The sequence below is a fragment of the Serratia sp. 506_PEND genome (assembly GCF_001076875.1).
GTDB lineage: Bacteria > Pseudomonadota > Gammaproteobacteria > Enterobacterales > Enterobacteriaceae > Serratia > Serratia marcescens.
The window spans coordinates 1-11,154 of sequence record NZ_JVEL01000443.1 but is presented as its reverse complement, the minus strand read 5'-3'; the positions used below and the strand labels follow the sequence as shown (position 1 = coordinate 11,154).

13 protein-coding genes are annotated in these 11,154 nt (G+C 53.6%); 1 reads left to right on the top strand and 12 read right to left on the bottom strand.

What is annotated here, in order from left to right; all coding sequences use genetic code 11:
* The first annotated feature begins 75 nt into the window (after positions 1–75).
* Positions 76–255 (top strand): YdhR family protein, encoded by a 180-nt coding sequence (locus ADK28_RS17095; RefSeq protein ID WP_050072192.1) that lies wholly within the window; start codon positions 76–78, stop codon positions 253–255.
* A 384-nt stretch (positions 256–639) separates the two neighbouring features.
* On the opposite strand, the gene ADK28_RS17090 is transcribed toward ADK28_RS17095, so the two are convergent.
* The 12 genes from ADK28_RS17090 to ADK28_RS17035 form a co-directional block, all read right to left on the bottom strand.
* Positions 640–924, bottom strand: coding sequence for a hypothetical protein (locus tag ADK28_RS17090; RefSeq protein ID WP_048796222.1), 285 nt, complete (start codon positions 922–924; stop codon positions 640–642).
* A 116-nt stretch (positions 925–1,040) separates the two neighbouring features.
* Positions 1,041–1,586, bottom strand: a complete 546-nt coding sequence (locus ADK28_RS17085; protein WP_033638931.1) for a helix-turn-helix transcriptional regulator — start codon at positions 1,584–1,586, stop codon at positions 1,041–1,043.
* A 172-nt stretch (positions 1,587–1,758) separates the two neighbouring features.
* Positions 1,759–2,538 (bottom strand): hypothetical protein, encoded by a 780-nt coding sequence (locus ADK28_RS31640; protein WP_161802719.1) that lies wholly within the window; start codon positions 2,536–2,538, stop codon positions 1,759–1,761.
* A gap of 144 nt (positions 2,539–2,682) precedes the next feature.
* Positions 2,683–3,171, bottom strand: a complete 489-nt coding sequence (locus ADK28_RS17080; protein ID WP_048796221.1) for a fimbrial protein — start codon at positions 3,169–3,171, stop codon at positions 2,683–2,685.
* Positions 3,172–3,183: 12 nt separating this feature from the next.
* Positions 3,184–3,687: a fimbrial protein gene (locus tag ADK28_RS17075; RefSeq protein WP_239686254.1), complete on the bottom strand. Its 504-nt coding sequence runs from the start codon at positions 3,685–3,687 to the stop codon at positions 3,184–3,186.
* A 50-nt stretch (positions 3,688–3,737) separates the two neighbouring features.
* Positions 3,738–4,394 (bottom strand): fimbrial protein, encoded by a 657-nt coding sequence (locus ADK28_RS17070; RefSeq protein WP_033638933.1) that lies wholly within the window; start codon positions 4,392–4,394, stop codon positions 3,738–3,740.
* A gap of 20 nt (positions 4,395–4,414) precedes the next feature.
* On the bottom strand, positions 4,415–4,945 hold the full coding sequence (locus tag ADK28_RS17065) for a fimbrial protein (protein ID WP_048796220.1): 531 nt from the start codon (positions 4,943–4,945) through the stop codon (positions 4,415–4,417).
* Between the two features lie 31 nt (positions 4,946–4,976).
* Positions 4,977–5,732 carry a fimbria/pilus periplasmic chaperone gene (locus tag ADK28_RS17060; RefSeq protein WP_048796223.1) on the bottom strand — a complete coding sequence of 252 codons (756 nt, stop codon included), beginning with the start codon at positions 5,730–5,732 and terminating at the stop codon, positions 4,977–4,979.
* A 17-nt stretch (positions 5,733–5,749) separates the two neighbouring features.
* A complete protein-coding gene (locus tag ADK28_RS17055) occupies positions 5,750–8,290 on the bottom strand; it encodes an outer membrane usher protein (protein ID WP_048796219.1) in 2,541 nt (846 codons plus the stop codon).
* 46 nt (positions 8,291–8,336) lie between these two features.
* On the bottom strand, positions 8,337–8,870 hold the full coding sequence (locus ADK28_RS17050) for a fimbrial protein (RefSeq protein ID WP_033641324.1): 534 nt from the start codon (positions 8,868–8,870) through the stop codon (positions 8,337–8,339).
* Between the two features lie 96 nt (positions 8,871–8,966).
* Positions 8,967–9,506, bottom strand: coding sequence for a fimbrial protein (locus tag ADK28_RS17045; RefSeq protein ID WP_033638936.1), 540 nt, complete (start codon positions 9,504–9,506; stop codon positions 8,967–8,969).
* 649 nt (positions 9,507–10,155) lie between these two features.
* Complete coding sequence (locus ADK28_RS17035) at positions 10,156–11,079, bottom strand: IS5 family transposase (RefSeq protein ID WP_048795946.1); 924 nt, start codon at positions 11,077–11,079, stop codon at positions 10,156–10,158.
* Between the last annotated feature and the right edge of the window lie 75 nt (positions 11,080–11,154).

Genomic DNA, 11,154 nt, shown 5'->3' with positions numbered 1-11,154 from the left:
GCCAGCGCTCAAGCGCTGTTCAACACGGCGCCAGGCCGGGCTGGCCCATTCCATCGCCGATGAAACGAGTTTGATTTGGAAAATCAGTCAGTTGGGGAAGCCGGCGGCGTTTATCTGTTTCGCGATCTCGCCAGCGCCGAGGCTTATCTGGCGATGCACAGCGCTCGCCTCAAGAGCTTCGGCATCGTTGATATCAACGCAAATATCTTCGCCGTCAATGAGCCCTTGTCGCGCCTTAATCGTTGGCCGGAATAGCGCTGCCACTATGCCGGTGAGAGCGGTGCATTAGCACAATGCCTTACCGCGGGAGACTACATTCGCCAAAAGCACAGTCTCCCGCTGCTATCTGTGGCTGATTAGCCGAACCACCCGGTGGTAAAAATCTTCTTGAATGGCCAGCCGCCTTTTCCGCATACGCTTCGCATGCTGATAAAAACAATAAAGACTCAACGCCAGTAGCCCGAGCGCCAGATAAAACAGATCCACTTCACCGTCCTTGGGTTTATTCAGCAGACATCGAGAGCTAACGCACCCAAATAAATCACTAATAAAAGTACGCCTGTCGTTAATGTGATGCGGGAGTTAACGGCAAGACACAAAAAAGCAGGCGATTATCTCCCTGCTTTTTCGCCTGACGATTTATTGACAGATGGCGGCATACTTCTTCATAAACGGTGAACTGCAAAGGGATATAAGCCTGTCGTTCTTTTCTTTCTCTTTAGGGTTTGCCGCGCCGTTATTTTCCCCGATGCACTGCCCGGCGTTCTGGCCGTTGCCCGCTATACACTGGCCGATATTGCTATTGCCTGCGCCATTGGTGCTGCCCTGATTCCCTTGCACATGTTGATTGCCATTAAAACCGGCCTGCGCATAGGAGGCCACCAAAACGCAGGCACCAATCAGTGAAACAATCATTCTTCCCATGAATTAATCTCCTTTATATTATTAACCAGCTCTGAGTGAACTGCATAACTATGAACAAGTATCTGGTCCGAGGAGAGAATAACAAATTTCAGCGAAGAGAATATCCCTCATCAAAGTTAGGAATATTCTCCCTCATAGGATAACAGCCAATAAATAAAGTCATGGCTCCGATTTAGCATCAGCTTACTCATTATGGAACGCTTATGGCTGTGCACCGTTTTGACGCTCACGCCCATTATTCTGGCAGCCTGTGATTGATCAAGGCCGCTTCTCAGATAATTCACCACCTGGCGTTCGCGGCAGGTAAGCTTACAGCGCTCAAGCTGGCCTGCAGAATGCGCGCCCTCCAGCATCTCGCTCAGCAATTCGAACAGACGCTGGCGATCGTCGGTGCGATACAGCACTCGATTCGCTTTCGACGCGGCAAAATATCGCTCTTTGATGGTGACGACAGGCGCCGCCGCTTCGCTATAGCCGGTTCTGCGCCAGCGCTGGGCGCGCCGACTCGCGGAAGCGATCACCACATCCGGCTGCACCGCACCGCCGGGCGCTAAAAAGCGTACTGCCTGATGGTTGGCTTGCGCATATTGCATAATGCTGTACCGCAGGCCGGCGGCAAAATAACGGTTTTCGTCATCAATAAGAAAACTAATTGACTTCACTATATATCCCTCCTGGCGTAAAATAGCACCTCACTCATTTGGCAAAGTGTTATTTTAAATTTAATATTCTTGTTAATTTATATTAAACCATTATGTGACCTTGAAAGCATTTGATTATCTAAAACTGAGGTGCTGCAACACCATTCTAACACCCCCACAAAGTTATCTGATTTTACGGCAGACCCAAGATAATAACGCTTGCCCCCTGAAAATCGCCTGTCGCGCCGGTATATCCACTTAAGGTGGAAGAGAGCGTAAACGTTTTTCCAGACGGACCAACCACGTCACTATATCCCTGCCCCAGATCGGTACCATTCACTTTTAACTGACTTTTTAACCCACCACCAAGAGACAATTGCCCCTGGGAATTTTTTGACTTAATCGCTAAATTAAAGTCATTGTTGCAGGTCACATGAATTGGTTTACTGACGGTATTACCGTTAACCGAGTCGCCACTTAAGGAACCATGATTAAGCTCAATATAAGGCTCAGTAATACTGCAAAAAGTTGGCAATATTTCAGTTTTAGGACACTCCGATACGCCACCGGGCACTGGAACCATCGATGCCGTGCTTGGTCCAGTGATAACGTAATATCCAATATAAAAACAATAATCAATGTATGGATACCAAGCGCTACGCCGAATTTCTTTATTCAAATATCCCTGTTCCCTAAATACTCTAGCCAGCTCCCCCATAGTCCGCATATCAGAAACCCTATCCGGCATGGGAAAATTGTCGTCGTAAAAATAGGCGCCATCACGAATTCCATAAATTCCCAGCATACACCCCATACCGGAAGTCCTACATCCGAAAAGTATATTCTTAGCTGGGTCATCCTCATCCCAGCGGATGACTTTCACCTTAAATATTTTTTGTTGTGGATAAAGTTTTATATCCATTTCCCAGGCAGCTCTTACTTGATTAGTTATTAGCAAGAGCGTACTTAGCATAATAATGCATCTTACGACCTTTTTCATAAGCCCTCACAAAATCATATAAATTAGTGAATACAAAGAATATCGCTCATCATTGATTACAAGATGAAATTTAACTGACACCTAGTAATATAAGAGGCCTACCGCAAGAAAAATCCCTTACTGATAATCAGCCTGTAAGGTCGCCGTGGCGGAAAACGCGCCCTCGATCAACGTCGAGCCCGGCTTGGCTATCGGTACCGCCTCCAGCAGCGGTAAATCACCGGGTACAATGTTTAACGGCGTATTGATAATAAATGGCGTATTATTTTGGTAAATTCGGATGCCGAGATCGAGTTTATTGGTCTGTAGCGCGGCGCGCTCAAAGCTGACGCCACCCTTTAACGTCAACGTCATTTGCCAGGGCAAAGCGCCGCGTTCACAGGTGATGCTATAATCAATAGTCTGGCGATAATTCTTCCCATCAACCTTATTCACCCCCACTCGGTCACCGAAATCGACATCAATTTTTTTTCCGCCGTTAATCGTGCAGGGCGGCGGAGCAATAAGCCCGCCGCGAAACGTCATGTTTACCCCCTCAGCAGCCTCAAGGGAGACATATGGCGCTACCAACAAAAATAAATAAACCGCTGTCACGTTCTTATTCATCTCTTATCCTTGCTATTGATAATCGACATACAGCATGGCGGAAGCGGTAAAGTCTCCCGTTTTTAAATCGGCTCCACTCTTTTTTACCGGCACCGCATAGAGATCGATAAGATTGGGATAGTTAAAATTCACCCAGCTGTTGATCGGCAACTTCTTTCCCGGCTGCTGCTGTTCAAAGGCGATCCCTAACCCATCCCTGCTGGTTCTTAATACCGTGCCGTCATAGACCGCGCCATCCCCTTTAATTTGCAGCTTCATGGCGTTCTTAGCCTGCTCATCACATTTCAGGCTATAATCTATTTTCTTGCGATATGCATCCCCATCAATACGGGTGGTCATGATCTCGTCGCCAAAATTCACGTATATCTGCTGCTTCTCGTTCAATATGCAGGGCAATGGCGCCATAATCGTCACTTTAACCGTTATCGGTGTTTCTGCATTGCCATTGCCCCCCCATAGCATGCCCGTGAACATCAGCAGGCAAGAAAGCTCTCTTCTACTTAAACGCGTCTTCACATGTCCTCCTTGCCTGTTCCGCCGCATTGGGCACGCTATTTCCACCGTGCTTAGTCATAACTAAGGTTAAAATCTATTCTTGCCTGATAAACTCCTGCTCTTAGCGGCGACAGCGTACGTTCAGGAATAATCGTGTAGGTTAAAACGTCGGTACCCGGCTTTACCCATAGCGGCGCCCCTCTGCTGCCTAAACGGGCATCCCGGCCGTATTGATCCAACAGTCGAAGGCCAAACCCCGTGGCCCCCGCCACTCTCACCAGGTGCGAATCATCTTTATCGGCCGGCGCCTTAAAGCTCACCCGCACCGCAGGCTGATCCGCCGCCCAACTCAGCGCTCCGGTTCGTTCATCCCGGCTGGCAGCCCGAGAGTTCAGACAGTCGCGCAGCCGCAGCTCAAACTGCACCGATGTGCCGCGATCGCCCAACTGGGCCAACCGCCCTGTAGTCACTTCGCCCAGAGCAATGTCCTGCCGCGCGCTGTCCATCTCCAGACGACAGGCATTTACCGCCAACGAACCATGCACGTAGAGCACACCGTTAGCCCCCTCGACCTCCCAGTTGTCCACCGCCTGCGCCGCCGGCAACAACCACAGCAGCGCGGTCAGGCTCAGCGGCGCCATCAGCGCTAACCCGCCCAGCACCGCGTAGTAGCGCAGCTCGGCACACAGCTGCCGCCTGTCGTCCGTTATCAATCCTTTACCTGCCATCCGCCGTTCTCCTTGTCGGTTTATTCATATTCCAGGCCAAAGGTGGCGACGGCGGAAAATGCGCCGAGACCGATGCTCTTTTGTGCGAGCGCCGTCGGCTCACCCTGCACATAAACCTGCAGGGCCAGGCTAGTGCTGCCGCTGGCCAGCGTCATCTCCTGACTGGGCTTATTGAGCGCCACCGGCTTACCTTCCGCCGTTTCCAACCCCAATGCGATACCGCTGGCCTGGCTGCCGCCATCCAGCGCCAGCAGGTCAGGCAATTCAAGACTCTTATTGCCGCTGAAGGTTATCTTTACCGTTTGACCGAGACTAAGATCGCAATCTTGCAACGTCAGAGTAAACGGCTTGGTCGGCGTACGGCCATTGGCATAAAGGTACTTGTCGATGACCGTGCCAAAATCCAAACGGATGTCCTCATCTCCCGGTTTAAGCGTGCAAGGCTCCGCCACCAGCGCACCGTGAAACAACATATTGTCCGCCGCCATCACCGATCCGGCTGCCATCCCTGCCACCAGCGCCAGCACACATCCCAGTCGCTTGCTCTTCATGCCGCCTCCTCCCGCTCAACGCCCTGGCGTATTACTCCGCCGCCTTCTTCTCTGGCACCACCGTGCAGGCGCTGCCGCTGCAGTTGAAACTTAGCGGCGGCCGGCCGCCGTAGTCGTTGATGTAGGTCAGCACCGGGCTGTTGCCCACGCTGCCCGCGCTTACCGTTAACGGCGTGCTACCCTTCGGCGGCACCATAAACGGCTCGAAGCCTTTGGCACCTTCAACGCCCTTGCGACTGGCGGCATCTACAATAGTGACGTAGTACGGCGTTGGGTTGTTGACGATGTACTTGTCACCCTGCTTGCTCAGCGTCAGCTGTTCCTGCCACGGCGCCGCGTTGCGTTCCGGCGCGATCGCCGCCGGGCGGTAGAACAGTTTGATACGCGTCTGCAATGCGATTTGCAGCGAGTTCGGTTTGTTGCTCTTCGGCGGGATCTCGCGCAGGTTGAAGTAGTACAGCGTCTCGCGGTCCTGCGGCAGCATTTTCGCCGCCGGCAGCGCCTGGATCTTCACCTGACTCGGCTTGCCCGGCTCGATGCGCTGCACCGGCGGCAGTACCGTCAGCGGGCTCTGGATCTTGTTGCCCTGCTCATCCTCCAGCCAGCCCTGGGCCAGGTACGGCAGCTGCTTGTTCTGATTGCTCACGCTCAGGCTCACCGACTGCACGCCGCCATCGAAGATCACTCGGGTACGGTCCAATGCGATGGCTGCCTGCGCCGTCGGTGCCAGGACGCCGGCCAATAAAGTGGTCGTGGCCAACAGACCGATAACATTACGTTGCTTCATCATAAAAACTCCTCAATTCAGTGTTCTTCGCCGTTCGCACCGGCGCTTAATGCCCGGCACGGCAGCAGTAAATTCGTCGCCAACATCTCAGCCGGCAGCGGCGTCGGCATTTGCACCTCACACTGCACGGCGCCGTCCCAGCGCACCGTCATGCGCTCGCCGGCGTTGATGCCGCTCAGGTAGACACTGCCGCCGTCGTTGACGATACCGGTCTCCTGTTTACGGGCATTCAGCACTGTCGCGCCGAACGGCGGTTCACTGCCGTCCGCCAGCTTGATCACGGCCATCGCCTTCTCCCCGGCGATCACCGCAAACTTGCGGTAACCGATGGCGCCTTCGGTCAGCGTCGCCTGCACTACCGATTTAATCGCTTCGGCGTTGTCGCCCAGCTTGTCCAGATCGATGCTGGCGTTGTTACGGTAGTAGCTGTTGATATCCGTCACCACCGCCTTGCCCCAGCGGTTGCTCGCCACCGCGCTGCCGTAGCCGCGTACCGGCACCCCGGCCACACCTTCGGTATCCAGCAACAATCGAGTATCGCCCGCCCTGCTGGTGCGGTGCAGCGCCCCGCCTTCCGCAGTCAGCGTCATGCCGCCCTGTGCCGACAGGCCGAATGCGCTGTAGCGGTCCTGCTGGTAGCTGGCGTTGGCGCTCATCCGTGCCAAATCACCGTCGCGGTTGTAGTAGCCGCTCAGATTAGCGCCGCTGCGCGAACCGCCGGCGCTGATCTGGTAGTTGCTGCGATCGTCGATGCGATCGTAATACCCCACACGGTGGGTATTGTCGTCACGGTTCAGCGTGGCGTTATAGCTCAGCGTGGTGCCATTACCCCACGGCACCGAGAGCCCCAAATACATGCCGTCGTCATTGCGCGCGTTGTAGCGGTTGCGGTAGGCCGACAGCGACAGGCTCAAGCTCTTGATGTTTCCCACATCGAAGTAACGCGACAGCGTCAGGTTGTAACGATCGTTGGCCGGCCGGTCCCAATAGGTCTGGTGGCTGTAGTTGAGGTAGGCACTCAATCCCAGATCGCGCAGCTGCTGATTGTAGGTGATGGTGTACATCTCCTTGCTGCTGCCGTACCGCTGCCCGTATCTACGGGCGTTCAGGTACTCGCCCATGCTCATAAAGTTCTGTTCCGAGAAGCGGTAGCCGGCGAAGGTCACCTGGCTGTCCAGCTCGTCGAAGCTTTTCGAGTAGCTGAGGCGGTACGAACCGCCGCTCAGCGTCTCGTCGTTGTACGGCAGTTTGGCGCGCGACTGGGTAACGTCGAATGACAGCGCCCCCAGCAGCAACAGATCACGCCCGATACCCAGCGCCAGTGCGTTATAGTCGCCACCGAGTAACGTACCGCCATACAACGACCAACCGTTGCTCACCCCCCAAGAGAATTCGCCGGTGCCGAACATCGGCCCCTGGTAACGGTGATCCATGTCCGACGGCTTACCCGCCACCAGCTTGTAACGCAGCGAACCGGGCCGCGTCAGGTACGGGATGCTGGCGGTGCTCATTTTGAATTCCTGCACGCTGCCGTCCTGCTCCTCCACCCGCACGTCCAGTTCACCGGAGACCGCATCGTTGAGGTCCTGAATGCGAAATGGCCCGGCGGCTACGGTGGTTTCATACAGTACCCTGCCCTGCTGACTGATGGTCACCTTGGCGTTGCTCTTCGCCACCCCGGTTACCTCCGGCGCGTAACCGCGCAGGTTGGGCGGCAGCATGCTGTCGTCGGAACGCAGGCTCACCCCACCAAAGCGGAAGCTGTCGAACACCCCGGAGTCCAGATAGTCTTCACCCAGAGTCAGCTTGGAACGCAGCGCCGGCACGGCCCGATAGGCGTAATAACGGCTCCAGTCCAGCCGCTTGTCCGTCGGCTGACCGGAACCGGTCTGGTGGCGCAGGTTCGCCTGCCAGTCGGCACGCAGCCGCCAGGCACCCAGGTTAGCCCCCGCCGTACCGTTGCCACTCAGGCTGTAATCCTGCGTGCCATATTTCAGCTGGCGCTGTGTCTGCGCGTTCAGGTTGTAGTCGAGCAGCATGCCGGGAATGCCTTCGTCCCAGCGCGCCGGCGGATCCCAATCCTCCGAGACATAATCCAGGTAGGCCTGGGGGATGTTCAGGTACAGTGCCGAGGTGGCCAGATCGCCACGCATTTCCATCCCCGGCAGGCTGGCCTCGTCCAGACAGGCCCCCTCACGCCACCAGGTCAGCTTTTTGAGCATGTCGTCCTTAATGCCCAACTGCTCGACCAGCGCTGGCGTAAGGCAGGCGCGGCTGCCGTTGGCATCGTCGTCCGGAGCATAGAACGCCACCGATTGCTCCGGCAGATCGTTCTTGTTGACGTGCACCACCATGCTGTAGCTGCCGGGCATAATGAAGCCGCCACGCGAAAACTGGCTCAGATCGATATTTTTACGATCGTTGACGTCCAGCACATCGGTATTGAACTGAATCTCCTCCGCGTTAGCGACAGGCGCCCAGACGCTCCCCAGCGCCAGCGCCACACCGGTGCTCAGAAGATGAAAACGAAACGGCTTCCCTGCAGGCAAAAACATCATGTCCACAACCTTTTATTTATTAGAGTCCTTGTAAATAACGCTCGCCTCAGTAGTAATCCATTTTGAAACGCACCGCGGAGAAATAGTCACCCGCTTTTAGTGGCTGGTTATTGCCGATTAACGTCATGGCGTAATTCAGGCGATAACTTCCCGGAATAATATTCATTGGCGGCATAGGCGCACCCGGCCTGGCTATATTTCCGGCGGCATCAGTGATTCTCAGTGCTATTCCTGAAGCCTCGCCTTTTACACCGAATAATTCACCGTCGGCAAAACCGTCAAAGGTGACTTGAAATTGTTTCCAGTCCGGCAGCGTTTTATCTGCTCGCTCCAGTACGCAATTCACTAATTCAATGCTGAACGGCACCGCCCGCCCCTGCCCGTCGCGAATAATATCGGCGAAAGGAACCATTTCCATATTGATTGTTTGTTCACGACTCTCCGTGGCAATGGCGCAGGCAGTATCGAGAATAGCTCCTTGCATATTGACGCGCCCCCAGCCCTGCGAGGCAGAAATAGCCTGTGAGCTAAAACCTAACAACGCGCACAATAGGCAAGGTGCCACCGTTCCTTGTCTCATCATGTTCTCTTCCTTCCCTGTGAAGTAACGGGGTCTAAATGGCATGCGGGTGATCCCGCATGCCCGATAATCAGACGTCCATCATTGGGAGAATGATTACTGGTAAGCCAGGGTGAAGTCTGCAACAGACTGGAATTCGCCAGGAACAACCCCGGTAGAAGCATTAACGCCCTGCAGGTAGGCGGCGAAGCTCAGGGTGTTGGCGCCGTTTTGCAGCGTTTGCGCATTGGTTTTCGTACCCAGCACGATGTCGTTGCCGGAGCCGTCGGTGATAGCGATGCCCGCACCCTTAGCGGTACCGGTAATGCCCAGCAGCTTGCTGTCAATGGCGGAAACGGCGCCGGTGAAGGTCAGAGAAACGGTGTTGTTCTTGCCAGGAACAGCAGTTGTCAGCTCGCAGTTTTCCAGTTTGATATCAAAGTTGCGCGGGGTAGATTTACCGCCGTTTTTCAACGCCACGTTAGAGATCGCACCCAATTCAACGGTCTGATCCATTGACTCAGGAGAGATAGAGCAAGGCGCGTCGATAATAGAACCCGAGAAGGTCACTTTACCGTGGCCCTGGTCTGCCGCGTTAGCCAGAGAAGAAACACCAAAAGCCATAACGGCGGCCAGCATGATTTTATTCAGTTTCATAGAGATCCCTTACATTCCTTAGTAAGTAGTGGAGAAAATTAAATCCTTAGAGTCACATCTTCAACGCACCGTATTATTTCTGGGCGTAGCTTCCGTGGCTAATACGTTGCGTTTCCGCACCCCGTATCAGTGGAAACAAATTTACACTCCCCATTACAAAAATGGAATGTTATGTCGTAAAAATACAAAAACACAGTTTATTATATAAATAAAATTCATTTATATAGATTTTAATGCCAAGAATTATCATTTAATTATCTATATTTATTTTAATTCACTTGTATGCATACAACTATTTCACACCAATTATAGAGAAAGAGAGAAAAATCCTATTTACCACCACCCCAAGGGATTGAAAAAAGCGCAAGCAGGTCTCAGAATAATCTCTCGACAGGAAAGTTGACGGGTAAATGAAATGATTTTCATTATAAATGAGAGCATCCTCTATAACGAGGAGGAAGGCACATTGATGCATATCGATAATGCCAGCAATAAAGTAGCTTTACTTAAACCGACCAGCAGATTGCTTTCGTTGTTTATTCGTAATAACGACAAACTGCTGCTACGAGAGAGGTTGCTTAATGACGTTTGGGGGCTTTGTTGAATAAATCAGAGTCAGGCGACAGGATAGCTCCCGCCGGTACACCCGTTATGCGATCCGGATGCTGTCCGGCATCCCCAACAGCGTCATCCGGTTCAGCGCTTTGACCATCGCCATTGCTTCACCCACCTGCGCGTCATAGTCCCGCAGGCTCAGATGAGCACCCAAGAGCGTTTTGAACCGGAACATGGCCGTTTCTGCCACTGAACGCCTGTGATAACCCACTTTCTTTTTCCAGACGTCATTGCTGCCGCTCAGATGCTGATTTGCCACGGCGTGGTTACGTTCATGGTACTTGTCGGGCCAGTATTGCGCACCACTTCGTGGCGGAATGAGCGGCCTGATTTTTTTCCTCAGCAAAGCATCATGGCAGTAACGGGTATCGTAGGCGCCGTCTGCTGAGGCTTCCCTGATTTTCCGGTGGGTCTGGTTAATCAGCACCGGCAGTGCCTGTGCATCTGTCGTTCCGCTGAGCGATAAATCGGCACAGATAATCTCGTGCGTCGCACTGTCTGCGGCCAGATGGAGCTTGCGCCACACTCTGCGTTTGTCGGCCCCATGCTGCCTGACTTTCCATTCACCTTCACCGAAAACCTTCAGGCCTGTACTGTCGATGACCAGGTGCGCGATTTCACCCCGGGTTGGCGTCTTTATGTTGATGTTGACGGTCTTTGACCGCCTGCTGACCAGAGAGTAATCCGGGCAGCACAGCGGCAGAGCCATCAGCTTAAAAATCGAGTCAACGAAGCCCTGTAATGCCCGGAGCGACAGGTTGAACACGCGCTTCATCATCAGAACCGTGATGACAGCCATATCGGTGTAGTGAAGCGGACGGCCACGCCCTTCGGGCTGTGTACTGTCAGTCCATGCTGCAATGGCTGACTCATCAAGCCACACAGTGAGTGAACCGCGCTGCCTGAGTGCGTTGTTGTAGGCGGACCAGTTAGTGATTTTAAACTTTTGCTTTGCCATGGGGATCCAATGCTGAAACGACTGTATCGATCAGATCCGCTAATCACCTAAAAGTTCGATTTATTCAACAAAGCC